This is a genomic window from Algoriphagus sp. (assembly GCF_030694375.1).
Lineage (GTDB): Bacteria > Bacteroidota > Bacteroidia > Cytophagales > Cyclobacteriaceae > Algoriphagus.
Genome location: NZ_JAUXYL010000038.1, coordinates 536,726 through 560,196, shown reverse-complemented (window position 1 = coordinate 560,196; position 23,471 = coordinate 536,726). Strand labels below are relative to the sequence as shown.

At 42.4% G+C, this 23,471-nt stretch carries 19 protein-coding genes and 1 tRNA gene; 12 read left to right on the top strand and 8 right to left on the bottom strand.

The genetic code is table 11. The annotated features are described in order from the left end of the window. The first annotated feature begins 269 nt into the window (after window positions 1-269). The 4 genes from Q8M62_RS14320 to Q8M62_RS14305 are packed head-to-tail and all read left to right on the top strand — an operon-like array spanning window position 270 to window position 3,661. Window positions 270-1,565, top strand: coding sequence for an OmpA family protein (locus Q8M62_RS14320; protein WP_304901949.1), 1,296 nt, complete (start codon window positions 270-272; stop codon window positions 1,563-1,565). A 54-nt stretch (window positions 1,566-1,619) separates the two neighbouring features. Next, on the top strand, window positions 1,620-2,261 hold the full coding sequence (gene upp / locus Q8M62_RS14315) for a uracil phosphoribosyltransferase (protein ID WP_304901950.1): 642 nt from the start codon (window positions 1,620-1,622) through the stop codon (window positions 2,259-2,261). Between the two features lie 3 nt (window positions 2,262-2,264). Next, entirely contained in the window at window positions 2,265-3,218 is a 954-nt protein-coding gene (locus Q8M62_RS14310) for a calcium/sodium antiporter (protein ID WP_304901951.1), read from the top strand. Then, a complete protein-coding gene (locus Q8M62_RS14305) occupies window positions 3,203-3,661 on the top strand; it encodes a hypothetical protein (protein ID WP_304901952.1) in 459 nt (152 codons plus the stop codon). Before Q8M62_RS14310 ends, Q8M62_RS14305 begins: the two co-directional genes overlap by 16 nt. On the opposite strand, the gene sdaAA is transcribed toward Q8M62_RS14305, so the two are convergent. Both sdaAA and Q8M62_RS14295 read right to left on the bottom strand, forming a co-directional pair. Continuing rightward, entirely contained in the window at window positions 3,650-4,558 is a 909-nt protein-coding gene (sdaAA, locus tag Q8M62_RS14300) for an L-serine ammonia-lyase, iron-sulfur-dependent, subunit alpha (protein ID WP_304901953.1), read from the bottom strand. The two genes, Q8M62_RS14305 and sdaAA, sit on opposite strands and share 12 nt — an antisense overlap. A gap of 51 nt (window positions 4,559-4,609) precedes the next feature. Next, window positions 4,610-5,014, bottom strand: coding sequence for an OsmC family protein (locus Q8M62_RS14295; protein ID WP_304901954.1), 405 nt, complete (start codon window positions 5,012-5,014; stop codon window positions 4,610-4,612). A 70-nt stretch (window positions 5,015-5,084) separates the two neighbouring features. Between Q8M62_RS14295 and Q8M62_RS14290 the strand changes: the two genes are divergently transcribed. Continuing rightward, on the top strand, window positions 5,085-5,813 hold the full coding sequence (locus tag Q8M62_RS14290; protein ID WP_304901955.1) for a hypothetical protein: 729 nt from the start codon (window positions 5,085-5,087) through the stop codon (window positions 5,811-5,813). A 55-nt stretch (window positions 5,814-5,868) separates the two neighbouring features. Next, complete coding sequence (gene lipA, locus Q8M62_RS14285; RefSeq protein WP_092729720.1) at window positions 5,869-6,747, top strand: lipoyl synthase; 879 nt, start codon at window positions 5,869-5,871, stop codon at window positions 6,745-6,747. A gap of 54 nt (window positions 6,748-6,801) precedes the next feature. Here the strand turns inward: lipA and gcvP are convergent, their stop codons facing one another. Further along, window positions 6,802-9,696 (bottom strand): aminomethyl-transferring glycine dehydrogenase, encoded by a 2,895-nt coding sequence (gcvP, locus tag Q8M62_RS14280; protein WP_304901956.1) that lies wholly within the window; start codon window positions 9,694-9,696, stop codon window positions 6,802-6,804. A gap of 190 nt (window positions 9,697-9,886) precedes the next feature. Between gcvP and Q8M62_RS14275 the strand changes: the two genes are divergently transcribed. Further along, entirely contained in the window at window positions 9,887-11,383 is a 1,497-nt protein-coding gene (locus Q8M62_RS14275) for a M28 family peptidase (protein WP_304901957.1), read from the top strand. Window positions 11,384-11,410: 27 nt separating this feature from the next. On the opposite strand, the gene Q8M62_RS14270 is transcribed toward Q8M62_RS14275, so the two are convergent. After that, window positions 11,411-12,769, bottom strand: coding sequence for a DEAD/DEAH box helicase (locus Q8M62_RS14270; RefSeq protein ID WP_304901958.1), 1,359 nt, complete (start codon window positions 12,767-12,769; stop codon window positions 11,411-11,413). Between the two features lie 47 nt (window positions 12,770-12,816). On the opposite strand from Q8M62_RS14270, the gene Q8M62_RS14265 reads away from it, so the two are divergent. From Q8M62_RS14265 to Q8M62_RS14245, 5 genes are all read left to right on the top strand, one after another. Next, window positions 12,817-14,160 carry a dihydroorotase gene (locus Q8M62_RS14265; RefSeq protein WP_304901959.1) on the top strand — a complete coding sequence of 448 codons (1,344 nt, stop codon included), beginning with the start codon at window positions 12,817-12,819 and terminating at the stop codon, window positions 14,158-14,160. A gap of 77 nt (window positions 14,161-14,237) precedes the next feature. Beyond that, window positions 14,238-14,313, top strand: a tRNA-His gene (locus Q8M62_RS14260). Between the two features lie 344 nt (window positions 14,314-14,657). Beyond that, window positions 14,658-16,574 carry an amylo-alpha-1,6-glucosidase gene (locus Q8M62_RS14255; RefSeq protein WP_304901960.1) on the top strand — a complete coding sequence of 639 codons (1,917 nt, stop codon included), beginning with the start codon at window positions 14,658-14,660 and terminating at the stop codon, window positions 16,572-16,574. 12 nt (window positions 16,575-16,586) lie between these two features. After that, window positions 16,587-17,876 (top strand): glycosyltransferase family 4 protein, encoded by a 1,290-nt coding sequence (locus tag Q8M62_RS14250; protein ID WP_304901961.1) that lies wholly within the window; start codon window positions 16,587-16,589, stop codon window positions 17,874-17,876. Next, on the top strand, window positions 17,873-19,078 hold the full coding sequence (locus tag Q8M62_RS14245; RefSeq protein WP_304901962.1) for a glycoside hydrolase family 57 protein: 1,206 nt from the start codon (window positions 17,873-17,875) through the stop codon (window positions 19,076-19,078). The genes Q8M62_RS14250 and Q8M62_RS14245 overlap by 4 nt, the downstream gene beginning before the upstream one ends. A gap of 69 nt (window positions 19,079-19,147) precedes the next feature. Here the strand turns inward: Q8M62_RS14245 and Q8M62_RS14240 are convergent, their stop codons facing one another. The 4 genes from Q8M62_RS14240 to rsgA all read right to left on the bottom strand — a co-directional run bounded on the left by Q8M62_RS14240 (window position 19,148) and on the right by rsgA (window position 23,465). Beyond that, window positions 19,148-21,043: a PQQ-binding-like beta-propeller repeat protein gene (locus Q8M62_RS14240; protein WP_304901963.1), complete on the bottom strand. Its 1,896-nt coding sequence runs from the start codon at window positions 21,041-21,043 to the stop codon at window positions 19,148-19,150. A 126-nt stretch (window positions 21,044-21,169) separates the two neighbouring features. Continuing rightward, the gene (panB, locus tag Q8M62_RS14235) at window positions 21,170-21,991 is read right to left on the bottom strand and encodes a 3-methyl-2-oxobutanoate hydroxymethyltransferase (protein WP_304901964.1); all 822 of its coding nucleotides are present in this window, start codon (window positions 21,989-21,991) and stop codon (window positions 21,170-21,172) included. A gap of 4 nt (window positions 21,992-21,995) precedes the next feature. Then, window positions 21,996-22,487, bottom strand: coding sequence for a phosphoribosyltransferase family protein (locus Q8M62_RS14230; protein WP_092729711.1), 492 nt, complete (start codon window positions 22,485-22,487; stop codon window positions 21,996-21,998). Window positions 22,488-22,541: 54 nt separating this feature from the next. Further along, window positions 22,542-23,465, bottom strand: coding sequence for a ribosome small subunit-dependent GTPase A (gene rsgA, locus Q8M62_RS14225; protein ID WP_305668184.1), 924 nt, complete (start codon window positions 23,463-23,465; stop codon window positions 22,542-22,544). Between the last annotated feature and the right edge of the window lie 6 nt (window positions 23,466-23,471).

The following is a 23,471-nucleotide window of genomic DNA, read 5'->3' as shown; positions in this document are numbered from 1 at the left end:
GCACATTAAATTTTGAAAGCCCGATTTTTAAAATCGGGCTTTTTTTTTTCGTAGCTCTATTTATAGCAAACCTTCTTGCAGTAGGCAGGTTTTCACGAAAAAACAACCAAACTTCCTTGTAAAAGGCAGATGTTTCAAAAAATATATTCTATTTCCAATGATTATTTCCCTAAGTGAATTCCCTTAATTCATGAAAGTTTTATGGAGATTTTCACATAAGCTTATTTAACTTTACCTCGGTACAATTACTCAATCACTATTTCTCTAGTATGAAAAAACACCTTATCGTAATCCTTCTACTAGGAGCCGCATTGAAAGTCTCCGCCCAAAAAGAATTTAACAGATGGTCAATCGAATTAAATGGAGGCTTTAATAAAGCAATGGGACCTTTAACCCCTGGATATCTATCACCAACTTTAAATCTGGGACATATTGATATCGGAGCACGATATATGATCAATGAGTATGTGGGGTTTAAAGGAAACTTAGGGACGGGAAATTTCAGGGAAGCCAAGGGAAAAAGTCCGGAGTTTACAACTAACTATCAAACCATAACTCTTCAAGGAGTTGGCAACTTTGGAAAAATGTTAAACTTCGAATCTTTTTCTAAGAAGCTAGGTTTACTTGGCCATCTTGGCGCAGGTGGGGGTAGAATTGATTATAAAGAACCTGCGACATATTCTTTAGAGCCAGAATATTACTACCTTATCACTACTGGTTTAACTTCATTATTTAACCTATCTGATAGAGTAGCTTTAGCTGGAGATATTTCTGTAAATATCAATGGAAGACAAACTTATACATTAGATGGGAATTATTACAATGCTTTGGACCAACCAAATCCCCCAAGTAATCCATTTGTCCACGCTACAGGAACTTGGTGGACAGGTACGCTTGGATTGAATTTTTATTTAGGAAAGGCTGAAAAACATGCAGATTGGTACTTCGCCAATGAAAAATATGCTACCAAAGACGAGTTGAACGAAGCAATAACTGAAATCAAAGATATGCTCAAAGACTCTGATGGAGATGGTATTCCTGATTACTTGGACAAGGAGCCAAATACTCCCTCAGGAGCAAGGGTTAATTCTTTAGGAATAACACTTGATTCAGATGGAGATGGGACTCCTGATCACCTTGATAAATGCCCATTTCAGCCAGGGCCATCTTCTCTTAACGGCTGCCCCTCAGAAGTAGAGATTTTAGATGAAGTTGACTACCTGAAAAAAGCAATTAATGATGGGTATGTAAATGTTTACTTCGCATTTGATAGCTCAAAACCATTAGGTTACTCCATTAGTGCAGCCCAATTTGTGTCTAACTTTTTGAAGAGAAATCCAGGGGTTCGTTTGGAAATTAAAGGTTATGCCGATGAACTTGGAACGGAAAATTATAACATGAAGCTTTCAGAGAAGCGAGCAAAAGCAGTATATGATTTGTTAGTTTCTTCAGGAGTTGATGCTGCAAGACTTTCATTCAAAGGTTATGGGGAAGATACTTCAGTGGATAAAGCATCACCTGAGGCTCGCCAATTGGCACGAAGAACGAGTTTTCAAATCCTATAAATCAAATACTTAGTCCGGTTTAGGTAAATCGGACTAAGTATTTATACTGATATCATGTTTGTTTTAGAAGAATTCAACTCAATTGGAAATCAATTTATTGCTGAGCTTCGTGACATTACGATTCAAAGTGATAGATTAAGATTTCGGAAAAATTTAGAAAGAATTGGAGAAATTTTGGCCTATGAAATTTCAAAATCCTTCCCCTACCAAGAAAAGGAGATTCAGACACCATTGGCTAAAACAAAAATAAAAACGCCAAGTATTGACCCTGTCATCTTTGCAGTTCTTCGGGCTTCGATCCCCTTTTACCAAGGATTCTTAAATTTTTTCGACAGAGCTGAAAGTGGATTCATAGGGGCTTTTCGAGAGGAGGGATCGAATGAGGTGGTAATAAATTTAGGCTATCACGCAAGCCCAAATCTTGAGGGGAAAACGGTAATCTTAGCAGACCCAATGCTGGCGACAGGTAAATCATTTGTTCGCTCCATCGAAACAATTTTGACCCATGGCACTCCTGAAATTATTCATATTGTAGCGATTATTGCCTCTCCAGAAGGTGTAAAGTACATCCAGGAAAACGTAAAAGTTCCTTATAAATTATGGCTTGGAGCCTTGGATCTATCTCTGAATGAAAAGTTCTACATCGTCCCAGGACTTGGTGATGCCGGAGATCTTGCATTCGGAGAAAAAATCTAAGCGATGATCATTTATTTTTTATTAGCCATAGGATTACTGATCCTCCTCCTTGGCGGGAAGCTTTTGGTAGATGGTGCCTCTTCCATTGCTTTAAAGCTGGGAATGAATGCAGGTTTAATTGGACTAACTGTGGTTGCTTTTGGCACCTCAGCTCCCGAGCTTTTGGTTAGTATAAATGCTTCACTTAAGGGAAATAGCGACATTTCTATTGGGAATGTCGTAGGCTCAAATATTTCTAATATAGCACTGGTTTTAGGTTTAAGCAGTTTATTCTACCCGATCCTTATTCGCCAAACCCACATTCGATTTGACTATAGCATGATGCTATTAGTTACATTAATTTTTTATACCCTAAGCCTAGATCTCATTATTTCAGTTTGGGAAGGAATTTTCCTGGTTATTTCCTTCATAGCTTTCAATGCCTACCTTTTAAGGAATCTAGGTAAGGGAATTGAGAAAAGCCAAGAGGGTAATCCTGAAGAATTTGGCCCTGTGGGAAATTACAGCTGGGCAGCTTCCATCGGTCTACTTGTAGGAGGGACCATCGGCTTATACTTTGGTTCAGAACTCTTGGTGGATAATGCTATACTTATATCTAGACAATTTGGAGTTTCAGAACGAGTAATCGGGGTGACAATCGTTGCTATTGGTACTAGTCTACCAGAACTCATCACATCTATCATCGCAGCTTTATCAAAGCGAACGGATCTTGCATTAGGGAACATCCTTGGAAGTAATATTATGAATATTCTTTCGATCATTGGAATCACGGCGATTATAAATCCGATCAATATTTCCGAGGCTTTTATCCAATCCGACTATCTGTGGATGATTGGAATCTCTTTACTTCTTTTTCTTTTGATGAGAAGAAAAATGCGAATTTCGCAACTTGAAGGATCAATACTCCTTTTAAGCTATTTCGCATATTTGTATTTCCTCTTATGGGTGAATCTATAATTACATTCTTCGGTATATATTTTCTTTGTCTATTTAAATTTGTCGCTGGACCAATCCTCGGTTCAGCAGCAGGTTATGGATTTTGGAAAATAATGCTGGTGAGCGTTTCTGGAATGATGACCAGCGTTTTCTTGTTTACCTTAATTGGAACAAGACTTAAAGAATTTCTTGCACTTCGAATCAAAAAGAAAAGAACCGTTTTTAGTAAAAGGTCTAGATCAATTGTGACGCTTTGGAAAAAATATGGTGAAATCGGTATTGCATTTGCAACACCGATATTTTTAACTCCAATAGGTGGGACTTTGATATTAGTTTCTTTTGGGACTAAAAAGCGAAACATCTACTTTCATATGCTGTGGAGCGCAATATTTTGGGCATCCATTTTCAGTCTTACCATTGAGCAAATACTTCAAATTCCCTTTTTTATTCGATTACTCGGGTAAATTTTCGTCAGGCAAGATCTCAATATCCTGAATCAAAACCCGCTTGGATATTTCTTGACCCGTCAATGTAGCAGCTAGTCCACCCATAGCTGTTTCCTTGTAACGGCTTTCCATTGATGCCCCTATTTCGCCCATTGCCTCGATGCATTCATCCACTGGAATTACAGCATTCACATTGGCTAAAGCAATTTGCGCCGAACTGAAAGCTATCGCTGCTGCACTTGCATTTCTTACAACACAAGGCACTTCTACAAGACCAGCAACAGGATCACAAACTAACCCGAGCATGCACTGAATAGTAATGGCAACTGCGTTAAAAACCTGATCAATTGTCCCACCCAAACAGTAAACAATCCCTCCTGACGCCATGGCTGCTGCTGAACCAGTCTCTGCCTGACAGCCTCCTACTGCTCCTGCAAGACTCGCTTTTTCTTCGATGATCAAGGCAATTCCAGCGCCAACCAAAAGCCCTTCCAATATTTTTGAGTCGCTCAAGCCATGGATTTCCTGTAAGGTGACCAGTGTTCCAGGAAGTATGCCTGAAGCACCCGCAGTTGGCGCCGCAACCACTCTTCCCATACAGGAATTAACTTCTTTGGCTGCCAAAGCCCTTGAAATCAATTTTTGGAATTCAGGAGAAAGTACCGCTAGGGGATGATTGAACACTTTTTTTGCTCCATTATTGATCATCCCTGATCTTGATGTCATTTCATCTTCCAGTCCTGTTTTAACTGCGTCTTTCATGACTGAATAGGCGTGCTGGAGTCCGGTCCAAATTCTTTCTTCAGAAGAATTCTTTTGTTCAATCTCATATTCAATCACCGATTGAACTAAGCTGACATTTTGGCTTTCACAGTATTCTTTCCAGCCTTTGAAACTTTCAAAGAGATAACACATCATTAATTGGGTTTATAGACTTACAAAGAACCGAAAAAGAATTCGATTCGCTTAGAACTTGAAGTTTATTGTCTGCTTAATGGCCGGATCAAGGCTAAGCGCTACAGGACAAGTTCGCGCAGCATTCTTAAGTTTTTGTATAAAAACAGAATCATCAATGGGATTGTCCCACTCAAAATCCACAACTATTTCTTGAATCTTTCGAGGAGAGGCTTGCATGATCTTCTTTACTTGCCAGGTCAGACCATTCAGAGAAATACCTTCCCTATCTGCTACTATACCCATAATTGTCACCATACAGCTCCCCAAAGCACTGGCAACCAGATCAGTCGGAGAAAAAGCTTCACCTTTCCCGTTGTTATCGATAGGCGCATCGGTAAGGAGCTGAGTACCGGACTGAAGGTGCTCCGACTGGGTTCTCAAATTCCCTAAATATGAACTTTTTATAGTGGGCATAAACTCTTACTTTTAAAATACAGTTAAACACTTATAACCAAAAATAGAGCAATATTTTCGACCAACTCGAATGAGCAAGCTGAAATTAATCTTACCCGTATTTTTCTTCTTCATATCCCTGACCGCTTTTCCTCAAAGAGAGGATGTGGGAAATTATGAATATGATAAGGAATACCTGTTTGGTGTTAATAAAAACACAAATGGAGGCCTTATTGGAGGAATTGTTTTCAAAGCAGGAACTCGAATAGACGATTCACAATTTTCATTTTGGGGGATTGAATTGTCTAACGTGAAAAGCCAAAAAGAAGCCAGATACAATACGGTTCTAGGCAATAGCTACATTTTCGGAAAATCAAACTATCTCTACGCGATAAGACCTCATTACGGGCGTGAAATAGTGCTTTTTAAAAAAGCGCCAAACCAAGGCGTTCAAGTAAGTGCTTTAGCTGCTGCGGGCCCTACCATTGGCTTGATTGCTCCTTATTTTATTGAATACGCAGTAAGCAGAGTCCAAACTGTTACTGAACAATATAATCCGGAAGTCCATCAAAGCAGATTTAATATTTTAGGATCTGGAAGACTGTTTCAAGGGATTGGACAATCTGAAATTGCAGTTGGGGCTACCTTGAAAGCCGCACTTATGTTCGAGTTTGGAGTCTTTAGAAGCAGCGCTACTGGATTGGAAGTCGGTTACATGCTAGAAGGCTATAGCAAAGAAATACCTCTCATCCCCACGGCAGAAAACAACCAGTTCTTTCAGTCTGCTTATTTTACCTTTTTCTACGGTTTCCGAAAATAAACCCAATTGGGTTTTTGAAATCTTCACAGTTACCTTTGTACCAAATCCGAAAGTAATGATTGAATTGCCAGTAATCTCAGAAGAAGCAACCCGCCGCAAGAAGCCAGATTGGCTTCGGGTGAAGCTTCCCGTGGGAAAAGAATACGCCAAAGTCAGAAAATTAGTCGACGAACATAAGCTTCACACCATCTGCGAAAGTGGGAATTGCCCTAATATGGGAGAATGCTGGGGAGCAGGCACAGCGACTTTCATGATTTTGGGAAATGTTTGTACGCGTTCCTGCTCTTTCTGTGCAGTAGCGACAGGAAGACCACCTGAATATGACACCGACGAGCCTCGTAGAGTAGCTGAAGCGATCAAATTAATGGGTGTAAAACATGCCGTCATCACCTCAGTAAATCGGGATGAATTAAAAGACAAGGGTGCTGAAATCTGGTATCAGACCGTAGTTCAGACCAAAGAACTTTCGCCAGAAACAACCATCGAAACGCTAATCCCTGATGTGAAATCAAATTGGGATGCACTTTATCGAATGATCAGTGGAGGACAAGAAGTGGTGTCTCACAACATGGAAACAGTCGGAAGTTTGTATCGAAGAGTTCGCCCACAGGCAAAATATGAGCGTTCCTTGGAACAGATCAAGTTGACAAAAGAATTTGGAAAACGGACAAAAACTGGGATCATGCTTGGTCTTGGGGAAAAAAAAGAAGAAGTCCTGACTGCTATGGATCATCTGGTTCAACATGGGTGTGATATTCTCACTCTGGGTCAATACCTGCAACCCACTAAAATGCACATAGAAGTCGCAGAGTTCATTCATCCTGATCTCTTTGCCGAATATCGGGAGGAAGGATTAAAAAGAGGTTTAAAATATGTGGAATCCGGACCTTTGGTTAGATCTTCCTATCATGCGGAGCGACATGTTAACATTTAAAACAAAAATGGCTGCCAATTGGCAGCCATTTTTGTTTTCATTCAACTTTTTTATTTAAGCTAATTCAGTCTCAGTTGCATACTCTTCAACAGGAATACAGCTACAGACAAGATTCCTGTCGCCATATGCAGAATCAATCCTTCTTACTGTTGGCCAGAACTTTCCTTCCTTTACAAAGGCTATCGGGAATACCGCTTTTTCTCTGGAGTAAGGCATCGTCCATTCTCCTGTAAGCACCATTTTAGCCGTATGCGGAGCATTTTTCAACACATTTTCGACACGGTCAGCTTTTCCTTCCTCTATTTCACGGATTTCTTCACGAATAGATAATAAAGCATCACAGAATTTATCCAATTCAGCTTTTGTCTCTGATTCGGTAGGCTCGATCATCAAAGTTCCTGCAACCGGGAAAGAAACTGTCGGTGCGTGATAGCCATAATCCATCAATCGCTTGGCAATATCTTCCACCTCTACTCCGACTTCTTTGAATGCTCTGCAATCCACGATCATCTCGTGTGCTGCGCGACCTTTGGAACCGGTATATAGAATCGGATAATGTCCAGCTAGTCTTTCTTTGATGTAGTTCGCGTTTAAGATTGCCATTTTAGTAGCATTTGTCAATCCATCTCCACCCATCATCGCGATGTAAGCGTAAGAGATCGGTAAAATACTAGCACTTCCGTATGGAGCAGATGAAATAGAGGAAACTGCAAGTTCTCCACCTGTTTTCACCAATGGATTTCCCGGAAGGAAAGGTGCCAAATGACTTGCTACACAGATTGGCCCCATACCTGGTCCACCTCCACCGTGAGGAATACAGAAGGTCTTGTGCAAATTCAAGTGACAAACGTCAGCTCCAATTCTACCCGGAGAAGTTAATCCCACCTGCGCGTTCATATTAGCGCCATCCATATAAACTTGTCCGCCATACTGATGGATGGTCGCACAGATTTCCTGAATCACTTCCTCAAAAACTCCATGCGTCGATGGATAAGTTACCATCAGGCAAGAAAGATCGTCCTTGTGTTCTGTAGCTTTTGATTTCAAGTCCTTGATATCAATATTTCCTTTTTCATCACACTTCACCAAAACGACTTTCATCCCTGCCATCACGGCGGATGCAGGATTAGTTCCATGCGCTGATGTTGGGATCAAAGCCACATCTCTGTGTCCTTCTCCACGATTCATATGATAGGCTCTGATTACCATCAAGCCAGCATATTCACCCTGCGCACCTGAGTTAGGCTGCAAAGAAGTGTCCGCAAAACCGGTGATTTCAGTCAGCCAAGTTCTCAGGTTGGTGAACAGCTCCTGATACCCCAAAGTCTGATCCATTGGAGCAAACGGGTGCAATTGACCGAATTCTGGCCAAGTCACCGGAATCATTTCAGCCGTTGCATTCAGTTTCATGGTACAAGAGCCCAATGAAATCATGGAATGAACAAGAGAAAGATCCTTATTTTCTAATCGCTTGATGTAGCGAAGCATCTCATGTTCGCTGTGATAATTATTAAATACTGGGTGCGTCAGATAGTCGGATTTTCTAGCTAAAGCTGCCGGCAACTCCAACTGAAGCCCTTCAACTAGCTCATCCAAATTCAGCGTATGCTTTCCTTCCTCTGTGGCAAAAATATTCACGATAGATTTGACATCCTCTAGTGACTTCGTTTCGTCAAAGGAGATGAAAATGGAATCAGTTTCGTATCTGAAATTCATATTTGCTCCCAAAGCCAGTCCACGAACTCGTTCTCTGGAAACTTCATTCATTTTGATCTGAATGGTATCGAAGAAGGCATGGTCCGCTACATTCAATCCAACCTTGCTCAATGCAGTGGCGGTCAACTTGGCTAAGCCATGTGCACGCAAAGCAATATTTTTCAGACCTTTTGGTCCGTGATAGACTGCATAGAAGCTGGCCATCACACTGAGGAGTACTTGTGCTGTACAGATATTTGAGGTCGCTTTTTCGCGCTTGATATGCTGTTCACGAGTTTGAAGTGCCATTCGATAAGCCTTGTTTCCGGCACGGTCGATGGACACGCCAATGATTCTACCCGGTATTTGCCTCTTGAATTCCTCTTTTGTAGCAAAAAACCCGGCATGCGGTCCACCGTAGCCCATAGGAACTCCAAATCGCTGCGCAGAACCGACTACTACGTCTGCTCCCATTTCTCCGGGAGAAGTCAAAAGTGTCAAGGCTAGCAAATCAGAGGCAAAGGCAGTCAAAACTTTATTTTCTTTTGCGGCAGCTACAATTGATGAATAATCGGAAATTGCCCCATCTCCATTTGGATATTGGAACATCACACCATACAATTCCGGATCTGTTAAATCCAAGGAAGAAATTGGGCCAAATACCAACTCAATCCCAATCGGCTCCGCTCTGGTCACCAAAAGTGCTTTGGTCTGAGGAAATACTTTCTCGTCTACAAAATAGCGGTTGGCATTTTTCTTTTCCCTAGGCTTCACCGCGTGAAGCATCGTCATCGCTTCAGCAGCAGCTGTTCCTTCGTCAAGAAGAGATGCGTTTGCCAATTCCATTCCTGTGAGTTCCATCACCACCGTCTGGAAATTGATCAATGCCTCCAATCGACCCTGAGCGATCTCAGCCTGATATGGTGTGTATGCGGTGTACCATCCTGGATTCTCCAGGACGTTTCTTAAAATGACTCCAGGTACGATGGTGTCATAGTATCCCAATCCGATAAAGGACTTGAACACTTTGTTTTTTGATGCAAGTACTTTGAAGTCTGCCAGAAATTCAGATTCCAATTTCGCTTTTGGTAAATCCAAAGGCCTAGTCAACTGAATCGATTCGGGAACTGTTTGGTTGATTAATTCCTCCAGAGAAGAGGCACCGATTTTCTCCAACATCTCCGCGATTTCCGCCTCTGTCGGGCCATTGTGTCTGCTCTCGAATTTGACAGCATTTGAAAGATTGATCTGCATAAAGAACGCTTAGGATTATGATGTATTTGGGTTTGAAACCATCCTGTTTTTACGATCGCAAAGGTACTATTTCTTAGAGGAAAAGGTTTTGCGGACGAAGAATAATTTACCACTAAACCTCCGTTCTTGACAAACGGTTTTTCCAAGGGTTAAAAATTTGTCTAGTTTAGCAGCCTAAATTTAAAACTGTATGCATAAAAAATTAATATTAAGCGGAGCAATAGCCTTAGGCTTGGCTTTTCCAACCCTTGCTCAAACTCCTGCACAGGTGAAATACGCCAATACAATCAGCGTAGAAGACCTTACCAAGCACCTAACCTACCTCGCCTCCGACGAAATGCAAGGACGGGACACCGGTTCTGAAACGGGGAAACTTGCTGCACAGTATTTGGCGGATTTCTACAAAAATATCGGCTTGACGGCTCCTGTAAATGGGAGCTACTTCCAGACTGTGCCTTTGGTAACTGCAAATTTTAGTAAAGTCACGCTACAAATCGGAAAATCTAAACTTGTCGAAAATCAGGATTTCGTCTTCACTGGTGATGGAAATATGGCCAAAGCTGCTAAAGCTGATTTGGTGTTCCTTGGCTTAGTCACAGACGAAAATCTGGCAAAAGTTGACGTCAAAGGTAAGCTTGTAGGCCTGTGGGCTGTGGGCGTTAGAAGCAATGATCTAGTGACCAAAGTAATGGACGCAGGTGCAGCCGGAATTGTGATTGTGACGATGGAAGGTCAAGCTAATTTTGACAGAATTGCAAATCGCTACAAGACCTTAGCAGGAAGGGGAAGAATTGGTTTTGATAAAGAAACTGCTCAGCGACCGATCTTCATGGTGAGCTCTGATAAAATGGGGCAGCTTTTCAACACTCCTGTTGAAACCTTAAAAGAAGCTGCAAAGTCTACACCCGAAACCATCACTTCGCAAAAAGCAACGTATCAGATCGTAAAAACCATAACACCTGTTGATGCAGTAAACGTAATGGGTTTCTTGGAAGGAACTGATAAAAAAGAGGAAGTATTGGTAATCTCTTCGCACTACGATCACGTAGGCGTGAGCTCAACGGGCGAGGTATTCAATGGTGCGGATGATGACGGCTCTGGAACCGTCTCTGTGATGGAAATTGCTGAGGCCTTTGCTCTTGCTGCAAAAGACGGGATGAAGCCAAGAAGAAGTATTCTTTTCCTGAATGTAACCGGTGAAGAAAAAGGACTTTTGGGTTCGGAATATTATGGTGATCATCCTGTTTTTCCATTGGCAAACACAGTAAATAACATCAACATTGACATGGTCGGTCGTATCGACTACGAATACGACAAAGAGGAAAACAAAGACTATGTCTATGTGATCGGTTCGGAGATGCTTTCTTCCCACTTGAAGAAAATCAACGAATACAATAACATCACCTATACCAATCTGATTCTAGATTATCGCTATGATGCCGAAGACGATCCAAACAGATTCTATTACAGATCGGATCACTACAACTTCGCGAAGCACAACATCCCGGTGATCTTCTTCTTCAATGGAGTGCATGATGACTATCACCAAGTAACGGATACGGTCGATAAAATCGAATTCCCACTGATGACCAAACGTGCACAGCTGATCTTCCATACGGCTTGGGATCTAGCAAACAGAGAGCAGCGAACTCCAGTGGATGGCACAAACACCAGAACTGACAGATAATAAAAATGGTCCCGATTGGGACCATTTTTATTTTCCTTTATTCTTCTGATTCTTTGTCTTCATTTGGTTACGGTTCGGCTTTTTCACATGTTTTTTGGCTCGAACCTTTTCCCCTTTACCAATATTAGCTTTGGGCGGAGCTTTTTTCTCGTGGAAAGCGCCTTTGTAATCCGGATTATCGCGTTGCTTAAGCCGATCCAATTCACGCTCATATCCTTGCTTTTCTTCAAAGGGTGTATCCGGAACATCCACTACTCCCGGGATTGGCAATAAATCCACGCGCATTCGAATGATGTCCTCGATTCGATCGAAGTGATAGATCTCTGCTGGATTGACAAAGGTGATGGCTTTGCCTTCCTGTTCAGCTCTGCCAGTTCGCCCAATTCGGTGCACATAATCTTCATAGATCAGCGGCACATCAAAGTTGATTACATGCGAAACCATTGTCACATCCAAGCCTCGGGATGCCACATCGGTTGCCACCAGGATTCTGACTTCGCCACCTTTGAAATCCTCCATGGAGTTGATTCGGGTATTTTGACCCTTGTTAGCATGAATGACACGAATCTCGCCTAAGTGTTTCCGCTCCAAAAAGCTAAATACTGATTCGGCATTTTTTCGGCTTCGGGTAAAAATTATCGCCCGATTGATTTCTTCATTTGCAAGCAAATGCTCCAGGAGATTGATCTTGGTTTTGATATTTGGGACGTGATATTTGACTTGACCGATGGTCTCGGCTGTCGTTGCAGAAGGTGTCACTTCGACTCGCTCAGGAAATTCAAGAAACTCTGAGGCTAGGTTTTCCACCCGCGCACTGAAAGTTGCAGAGAAAAGCAAATTCTGTCTTTTCGACGGAATTACTTCCAAAATTGACCGAATCTGGGGCATAAAGCCCATGTCCATGATTTTGTCCGCTTCATCCAAAACCATGGTTTTGATGTCTTTGGTATAAATAGTGCCCTTTCTATATAAATCCATGAATCTTCCAGGTGTAGAAATAATAATATCGACACCAGCCGTAATGTTTTCAATTTGGGTTTTCGGACCCAATCCTCCATAGAGGCTGACGATTCGTAGATCGGTATTCTGAGCTAATTGCTTGGCTACTTCTTCGATTTGCATCACCAGCTCGCGTGTGGGCGCGAGGATTATCCCTCTGGGATGAACACCTTGGGCATATTTTACTTTCATCAGAAGCGGAAGCACATAGGCAGCAGTCTTACCTGTACCGGTCTGTGCAATTCCAAGCACATCGTGACCAGCTAAGGCTAGGGGAATCGCTTTCTGCTGAATAGGTGTTGGTAGGGTATAGCCTGCAGTTGCCACAGCCTCGAGCAGTTGTTTATTTAGCTTAAATGCATCAAAACCTAGGGCCTCATCACTCATGTTTGTTATTTTTGGAAAGAAATCGGTAATCGAAAATGAACGAAAAGATGAAAAGTATCCTAATCACCGGGGCAAATATAGTCAATGAAGGCCGGATTTGTCCGGGAGATGTTTTGATCAAGGCTGGACGAATCGCTAAAATCGGAACGGACCTCAGTGCGGAGATTGCTGATATTCATATAAATGGGTCGGGAAAACATCTACTGCCGGGATTAATCGATGATCAGGTTCATTTTCGGGAACCTGGATTGACCCACAAAGGAGAGATCTACACTGAGGCCAAAGCAGGAGTGGCAGGAGGAACCACTACCTACATGGAAATGCCAAATACCGTCCCTCAAGCGGTGACGATTCCTCTTTTGGAAGAAAAATACACACGCGCTTCGGAAGTGTCATTAGCCAATTATTCATTCTTTTTCGGTGGTACAAATGATAATCTTGAAGAAATCCTGAAATTAGACCTCCACAATGTTTGCGGACTGAAAGTTTTTCAGGGGTCCTCGACCGGCAATATGGTGGTGGATAACATCGAATCTCTGGAAGGAATTTTCAGCAATTACAAGGGACTTTTGGCGATCCATTCTGAAAATGACCATATCATAAAAGCTAATTTAGAGGAGTTTAAAGCCATCTATGGGGAAGACATCCCCGTAAAATTTCATCCGAAAATCCGATCAGAAGAGGCTTGCTATGACGCATCTAGTCGGGCAGTCGCTATGGCGAAGAAATATGGAACTAGGCTTCACATCCTCCATATCAGCACGGCCAAGGAATTGGAGTTATTTGACAATTCCATTCCTTTGGAAGAAAAGCGGGTCACAGCTGAGGCATGCATACATCACATGTGGTTTTCTGAGGAAGACTATGCCACCAAAGGAAACCTGATCAAATGGAATCCGGCGATAAAATCGGCAAATGACCGGGATCAAATATTTCAAGCGATGCTGGATGACAGAATTGACGTAATAGCTACTGATCACGCACCACATACCTTGGAAGAAAAATCACAATTGTATACCAAAGCTCCCTCAGGTGGTCCTTTGAATCAACATAGCTTGGTGGCTATGCTGGATTTTTATCATCAGGGAAAAATTTCACTTGAAAAAATCGTCCAGAAGATGTCTCACAATGTCGCGACGCTTTTTCAAATCGAAGAAAGGGGCTTTATCCGAGAGGGGTATTTTGCAGATTTGGTTTTGGTCGATTTGAATTCACCTTGGACAGTATCTAAAGAAAATATTTTATCCAAATGCGGCTGGTCGCCTTTTGAGGGCCATACATTTGGATCAAAAGTGTCTCATACGATCGTATCCGGACATTTAGCGTACGAAGAGGGAAAGTTTCACGAAGAAAAAAAAGGAGAAAGAATTACTTTTTTGAGAAATATTTAAATCTCGCCTTGCGCTAAGTGAGCTAAATTATTACTTTTGCAGACCGTTTGAGAATTCCACACACAAATGGTCAATATGGTGATTGTAGCTCAGCTGGTTAGAGCGCTGGTTTGTGGATCCAGAGGTCGCCGGTTCGAACCCGGTCTTTCACCCAAACCCCTCTTTTAGAGGGGTTTTGCTGTATATAAGGGTGCGAGTTGGCACAAGATTTGACAAGACTTAATCAAACTAAACCACGCTCAGATGTTTACATTGTTCAAATCCTCACCGAAATTTCCGGTGGTCAAACCAGTGAACATAAGATTAGTTCACAATTATTTTATCAAGTTTGAGGAATCACTGAAAAACTTCGAAGAAATTCAGCGGGAACTGATTCATTCTTAACGCTTCTCATCTTGGACTAGGAAAGGTTATGGAAACATAACCTTTTATTTTTTCTACATAATTTTTCTTATCAAATCAAAACTCTATTTTTAAATTCTTACAATTTTCCTCCTATGAGTTATATCCACTTTGATAAAACCCAATTAATCAATCTGAATTATTCTCTTGATCGAGAGATTATTCGGACGAATCGATCCGGCACCTACACGAGCACTACAATTATTGGATGTAACACCCGTAAGTACCACGGTTTGCTGGTAGTTCCACAACCACAGATCGATTCACAAAATCACGTCATGCTTTCAACAGTCCACGAGACGGTGATTCAGCATGGGGCAAGCTTTCACCTTGGGATCAGCAAATTTCCTGGAAACTATTTTCCAAGAGGACATAAGTACCTTGAGGATTTTGATTCAGAGCCAATTCCCAAACTGACTTATCGAGTGGGTGGGGTCGTATTACAGAAAGAACTGATTCTGGATACCAATCGGGATCGCGTGATGATTCGATATACACTTTTGGATGCCCATTCGCCTACAAAAATCCAAATTCAGCCCTTTTTGGCTTTCCGTGGATATCATAGCTTATGTAAGGAAAATGAGGCTATCAATAAAGGATTTACAAAGGCTCCTAGTGGTGTAAAATTCCAATTATACCCCGAGTATGACCCGCTTTTCCTCCAAATTTCCAAGAAAAATGAATTTGTTTCCAAGCCTGATTGGTACCACAACGTTGAATACATCCAAGAAAGGGAGCGAGGATACGATTATCAGGAGGATCTATTTGTGCCCGGCCATTTTGAGTTTGAAATAACCAAAGGCGAATCAGTCATCTTTTCTGCAGGGCTGACTGAGGCAGATCCAAAAACCCGAGAAAATGCCTTCCAAAAAGAAATCTCCCGGAGAATCCCAAGAAATAATTTTGAAAACTGTCTTAAAAATTCCGCAGGTCAATTTATCCGAAAAAGAGATGGCGACACAAGAATCATAGCCGGATACCCTTGGTTTGGCTGGTGGGGAAGAGACACCTTCATAGCCGCTCCGGGATTAACGCTATCAAATGGTGATACGGAGACGTTTCTTGACATAATGGATACCATGTCCAGAGATCTCAAAGGCCCCCTTTTTCCAAATATCGGAAGTGGCGATTTTACCAACATGACTTCCATAGATGCGCCGCTGTGGTTTTTTTGGACACTCCAGCAATATATTGTCTATACCGGAGACAAGAAGACGATCAAGGATCGCTACTTGGAAAAACTTCGCGGTATAATCGAAGGGTATAAAAAAGGAACTACCTATAACATCCATATGATGGAAAATGGCCTTATTTGGGGAGGTCAGAAAGATGTGGCCTTGACCTGGATGGATGCTATCACACCCGACGGACCAGTCACACCACGCATAGGATGCCCAGTGGAAATCCAGGCACTTTGGTACAACGCCCTTTTATTTTTCCATGAATTGAGCGGAGAGGAAGAATATGCCATTCTAGCAGCTCAGGTCAAAGATTCCTTTGATCGGGAGTTTTGGGATTGGGACAACGGCTATTTGGCGGACGTAGTAGATGGAGCGGAAAAAGATTGGTCTATCAGGCCCAATATGCTATTTGCTACCTCGCTACCATACACGATGCTCAGCGAGGAAAAAAATGATATGATCCTAGAGATGGTTAAATCTAAACTATTGACGACTCGCGGACTCCGTTCACTTTCTCCCGATGATCCAGGATACAAAGGCTACTACTTTGGCAACCAAATCAGTAGAGACAATGCCTACCACAATGGTACCGTATGGGCATGGCTTTTAGGCCATTTTGTCGAAGGGTATTTGAAACTTCATGGTAAAGCCGCTAAAAACTTTGTGCAAAAAATAATTAAGGGTTTTGATGGTGTCATGACCCAATATGGAATCGGAACAGTCGCAGAAATATATGACGGTGATCCTCCTCATCGACCTAAAGGCTCTGTTTCCCAAGCGTGGAGTGTGGCAGAACTGCTCAGAATGATGGACTTAGTCAACAGAATATAAAATGACTTTTTTATGAAAGTTTTAATGTTTGGATGGGAATTCCCTCCTCATATTTCCGGGGGATTAGGCACTGCCTGTTATGGATTGGTTAAAGGTATGAACCACCACAATCAGGAAGTGATATTTGTGGTACCCAAACTATGGGGCGATGAGGAACCCTTGGCGGACTTTGTCAATGCAAGTGCAGTGACGATCGATTACCGTGAAAAACGATTCAAGAAATTCTGGAAGAATCTAACCTATCTCGAGGTCAGCAGCTTTTTAGTTCCGTACCTGGGACCCGAACAATTCAAAAAATTCACTGACTACGCCATCCATGACCGGACGGATGTGGACGAAAGTATTTTCTCCAATAAATTTGAGTTTAGTGGAAAATATGGGAAAAACCTCATGGAGGAAGTTTCCCGTTATGCACTCGTTGCCGCTCAGATCGCCCGTGACAAAAATAACTTCGACATCATTCATGCACATGATTGGTTGGCATTCCCTGCGGGAATTGCCGCAAAAGAGATAAGTGGAAAACCACTGGTAGTGCATGTCCACGCTACAGAATACGATCGCTCAGGAGAAACTGTAAATCAGCCCGTCTACGACATCGAACGCGCTGGAATGCATGCCGCTGATCACATCGTAGCCGTGAGTCAGCTCACCAAAAACATCATCATTCGAAAATACGGAATCCCTGCCAGCAAAGTGACGGTACTTCACAATGCGGTATTGGATGCCAGTATCATCAAGTCGGAATATGAGAAGAAAGTCCCGGAAAAAATTGTGACATTCTTAGGAAGAATCACCTTTCAAAAAGGTCCGGAATACTTCGTCGAAGCTGCAAAAATAGTCATCGATCGCGATCCGAATGTAAGATTTGTAATGGCTGGCAACGGAGACCTTTTAAATAGAATGATTGACCGAGTAGCTGAATTGAGAATGGCAACCAAGTTCCACTTTACCGGATTTTTAAAAGGTGATGACGTGGATCACATGTATGCGATTTCTGACGTCTACGTGATGCCTTCTGTATCGGAACCTTTCGGTATTGCCCCACTTGAAGCTGTACGTCATAATACACCGGTTATCATTTCCAAACAATCCGGCGTTGCTGAAGTACTCAGAAATGCCATCAAGGTGGATTTTTGGGATGTGGACTCAATGGCTGATGCCATTTTTGCACTGCTGCACTATGAGGGGATATCCAAAATGTTTAAGGAATTGGGAAGTGAAGAATTGAAAAAATTGAAATGGGAGCATGTGGCTGCCAAACTAGTTACTGTCTACGAAAAAACTTTAGCCGAACGATCATGAGAACCATCTGCTTTTATTTTCAGGTGCACCAGCCTTTTAGATTGAAACCTTATCGGTTTTTTGATATTGGAGAAGATCACCATTATTGGGATGACTACCTAAATCGAAATGTAATTCGTAAAGTAGCCCAAAAGTGCTATTTGCCAATGAATTCATTACTTCTGGAACTCATCCAAAAGTACAATGGAAAATTCAAAGTGGCATTTTCACTTTCCGGAACTTTCCTGGACCAAATGGAAGCTTATGCGCCGGAAGTTTTGGAGAGTTTTCAAAAGCTCGTGGCCACAGGACATGTAGAACTACTCAATGAAACCTACACGCACGCCCTGGCTGCATTAAAAAGTAAAGAAGAATTTACCAGTTTGGTGAAAAAGCACCAAGATCGAATCAAAGAACTTTTCAACGGATACACTCCTAAAGTTTTTAGAAATACCGAATTGATCTATTCAGATCAGATCGGTGCAATGGTCGCTGAACTAGGATATGAGGCAGTTTTAACCGAAGGTGCTAAACACATTCTGGGCTGGAAGAGTCCGAATTATGTCTATTCCAATGCCATCGAGCCCAAACTAAAAGTCTTACTCAAAAACTTCCTGCTCTCCGATGACATCGCTTTTAGATTCAGCAATAAAACCTGGGCGGATTATCCTTTGACTACCGACAAATTCATCAATTGGATCAATGCCATTCCAAAGGAAGAACAAGTGGTCAATTTATTCATGGATTATGAGACTTTTGGAGAACACCAATGGGCAGAAACAGGAATTTTTGAATTCATGCGGTATTTACCGGAGGCCGTGCTGAATCATTCCAGCTTTACGTTTTCCACTCCTTCAGAGGTCGCAGCTGCAGTTCCCGCAGTAAGTAAAATTCATGTTCCGGTACCGATTTCTTGGGCTGATGAAGAACGGGATTTGACTGCATGGCTAGGAAATGATCTTCAAGACGAGGCATTTGACAGATTGTATGAAATGGAAAAATCGGTAAAGCAAATCGACGATCCTGAAATTCAGCGGGACTGGGGATATCTGCAAACATCGGATCACTTTTACTACATGTGTACCAAATTCTTTTCAGATGGATCCGTTCACGAATATTTCAGTCCTTATGACACTCCTTATGATGCATTTATCAACTACATGAATGTTTTGAGCGATTTTATGCTTCGCGTAAAGCAAAAAACCGAGGAGATGAAACCTTAATTTCAAAAAAGTAAAAACAAAAAAATCCCAAAAACGGGATTTTTTTGTTTTACAATTAAACCACACAAATCAGAACACATATCCATAAACCTCCTTTTTGGTGGGTTTATAAAAAATCATTCCATTTTCGGGATCTGTGTCGTAAACAGGCTCTTTGTCGTTGAGGACAATCTTTCCCGTTTCCTTACCACTGACTTTATCCACTTTGACCAGCCCGACTCCTCCGCCTACGTCAGTCAGAACGAAGGAATAAATCCCTTTTGATGAGGAGGCTTTAAAGCGCTGATTGGCTACTTGACCAAAAGCCCCGGACATGTCTTCAAAAAATTCCCGCTGAATACCATATTGTCTGCTAGCCATGCTTTGATATCCCATCGGACCGGTACTTGCACCTTCTGCATACGCATTGGCTGCCGCCATTGCTACCATGGCCACTTGCATTGTGCGCATAGCAATTCTACCTGCTAGGCTGATCTTTGGCGAGGCCCAATGCTGCTGAAACTGCACCCGACCGCTTTCATCGAACCCGAGCATATTTTGGCTGGAAGACAAGACAAAATTAGACCCTGTAAATTCCAAGTTATCTGGGGTTTCCTTCTCATTGAAATCCACTTTGCCGATGATCTCTTTTTTCTCTCCGTTCACTAGATTGACATGAAACACTTTGCCATCTGCATAAAATATTTCTGAATCCAATGCCGACTTAGCTCTGAGTATACCGGGACCTTTGATCATGTCTTTATTACCCCACTTGAGATTGCCGTCAAAATCAATCAATCCGATACTCCCTTCCTCATTCTGATACATGATTCCTGCACCTGTCATTTGGTCAATTTGGATTCCTTTGATTTTTTGGGACCACTTTTCAGCTCCTGTGTTCTTATCCAAAACGGTCAAATACTTGCCTTTTTCACCCACAGCGATTCCACGATCCCTACCCAAATCCACCACAATTCCAGAAAGCTTTTTAGCTGTCCATTTGGTATTGCCAGATTCTGCCTCCATTAGGGTGAAATTCTTTTCGTCAGCGACGATTACGCCAAAATTCTCAGCTTTAAGCATCGGTGCATCTTTGGTAGATAGCGGTTTCTCCCACAGAACCTTACCACTTGTCAACTCCACAGCAGACACAACCCCCTGATTCCCCTTTTTCTGATAAAAATACCCTTCTGTCAATCGGATATTGGCATCAAATGCCTCGAAATTATTTTTCTTGTCTGCGACCTCAAATGTCCAAACAGGTTCTCCTGTTTTCGCATTGATCTTAGCAGAAGTTTTTTCACCAATGAATAGGAGATTGTTATCACTTGTCACAATGGGAAGGAAAATCGAAGAAAATTGATCACTTTCCCATGCCACTTTTCCACTTTCCAAATCAATGAATTTAGTGATTTGGGTGTAAGGCTTCCCGGCTTTGTACATGTCAACAAAACTTGCCGTAAGAAGCACACCCTTGAGTTCAGAAATATACCCCGAACCGTCATAATTGAACGTAGCCTGTTCGGGCCCGATGATTTTCACCACTGGCATTCCTGCCATTTTAGGATTAATGACCAGCTCGCCGGTACGAATGTTGATCACTACAAAATTTTTCACCATTATGTTGTCCGTGTACTTGACCATGGCAAAATCTGAGACTTTGGGATCATTGGGATCTTCCAAAACCTGAATCAAATCAGCAGTGTAGCCCAGCTTTTTCCCATCCGGTCCCTTGAGCGCTTTGGCGGAATTGTACAGGTCAGCATTCGACCAGAGGAGTTGGCCAGTTGAAGCATCTACTCCATGTAGCCCCCAATCGGAACTTCCGACCAAAAGAATCTTGTTTGGGGTATACTTTGTCCATTCGACTCCTTTTTCCAGGCTTAGTTTCCATGCTGGCTCCTGTGCGTAACTTTCTAATCCTGTCGCCCATGCCAATAGCATAAACAGGAAAAATTTTGGGGTGTTTTGTGTTAGCTTTTTCATGATTATATGAATTTTAACCAAAGCTATCGACTACCCTATCGGTGGGAAATACGCCATTTGTCGTATTTAATTGGCATAAAAAAAGCACCTCCGGAGACGTGCTTTAATAAGGATTATATATTTCTATCAATAACTCTCCGATTCGTTCGGGAAGTCTCTTGCTTTCACGTCTGAAATGTAACGCTTAAAGGCATCCATCATCACCCCTTGCAAATCGGCATATTGCCTCAGAAATCGAGGCTTGAATTCCTGTGTAATCCCCAACATGTCATGCATCACCAAAACCTGTCCGTCTACATCTCCGCCTGCACCAATTCCAATGACAGGAATACTTACCGTTTCAGCTACTTTTTTCGCCAATATGGCTGGGATTTTTTCCAAAACCAGAGCATAACAACCGCACTCCTCTAAGGTCTTGGCATCCTCCAAAAGCTTTTGGGCTTCAGCTTCCTCCTTAGCTCGCACGGTATAAGTACCAAACTTATATATCGACTGCGGAGTCAGGCCCAAATGCCCCATTACCGGTACACCGGCACTAAGAATTCGCAACACAGACTCCCTAATTTCAGATCCTCCTTCTACTTTGACAGAATGTGCACCGGATTCTTTCATGATTCGGATCGCAGACCGCAAAGCTTCGGAGCTATTCCCCTGATAATTCCCAAAGGGAATATCCACCACCACAAAAGCACGCTTCACCGCTCGCACAACCGCGGAAGCATGGTAGATCATTTGATCCAAAGTGATGGGAAGTGTGGTCTCATGTCCCGCCATTACATTGGATGCAGAATCCCCCACCAAAATAATGTCAATTCCTGCCTCATCCACAATTTTGGCCATGGAGTAATCGTAGGCCGTGAGCATGGAGATTTTTTCACCTCTTTGCTTCATTTCCTGAAGTGTATGGGTGGTGATTCTCTTGATATTCGCAGAGGAATGTACAGACATGATATTAGTGAAGCTGAACAGAATGTTGATTACCGGAGACATCTACCAGGATGTGCTCGTTGAGTGTGGTGGAAAGTTCGTAGCCGGTATAGTCAGGCCTCAAGGGGAAAAGTCCGTGACTTCGGTTGACTAGGACTGCAATTTCCATTTTAAGGATTTCCTGATCCAAAAAAGGCTTCATTGCATAAACCAATGTTTTTCCGGTATTCAGGACATCATCCACCAAAATGATTGTTTTATTTATCAAATCAAGCTTTTTAGAAAGCTCTACCTCAGATTTAGAGACTTCTTTTTTATCCAAAATGACTTCTACCACTTCCACATCGATTGGTGAAATTCGCTTCAGCTCTTCAGCTAGTAAAGTTGCCATGCTCATGCCCATTCCTGTAATCCCGGCAAATACCACTCCGGCCGAATTGACATTGCGCTCATAAATCTCGAAGGCCATCCGGGTGATTTTTTGCCCGACCTGCTTATGGTTGAGTACTTCGCTCATAGGATAATTTTGAAAAATGAAAATTAGGCCAAATTGCCATGGATTCAAAGCCTGTCAACGATGACTATCCTCCTCATGCAGAATATTCACATAGCTTTGGTAGCGATAGGGATGAATGAATCCCTCTTCAAGCTTTTTCAGCACGACACATCCCGGCTCATTGATATGGGTGCAATTGTTGTATTTACATTGTCCCAAAAACTTCCGCATCTCCGGAAAATAATGGGAAAGCTCATTGTCTTCCACATCCAAAATCCCAAACTCCTTGATCCCGGGTGTATCAATCAAATCTCCTCCCTCAGGAATAGCAAAAAGTTCTGCAAAAGTCGTCGTATGAACCCCCTTGGCACTGAATCCTGAGATTTCTTTGGTGCTCTGTTTTGCTTCGGGTACCAAGGCATTTAAAAGTGTCGACTTTCCAACTCCCGAATGACCGGAAATCAAACTTGATTTCCCTTGGATCAGAGGTAAAAATTTTTCTTTCAACCCCGCCTCTTTCAAAGCTGAAACCTCGAGCACAGGATAACCCAAGGGTTCATAGATCTCATGAATATCTTGTAGCCACTCCTCTTCCTCCTCCCCTTCCAACTGATCCATTTTGTTCACCACCAGGATCGCAGGAATTCGGAAGCTCTCCGTACTCACCAAAAACCGATCTATAAAGCCCAAAGAAGTGCGTGGATTCTTCATCGTGATGACTAAAATCGCCTGGTCCAGATTACTGGCAATAATGTGGGAAAAATGCTGCTTCCGGGTGGATTTCCGGATCACATAATTTTCCCTGGGCAAAATCTCCGAAATCACGGCAGTCTCTTGGTTTGCCTCGCGCTCCAACTCGACCCAATCACCCACCGCAATCGGATTGGTCAACTTGAGTTCATCTTGCTTAAATTTACCTTTCAACCGAGCCGAGATCACCTTTTCCTCCACTTGGACGATGTACCAGCTCCCTGTCGACTTGATAACTCTTCCCCTCATATTTTT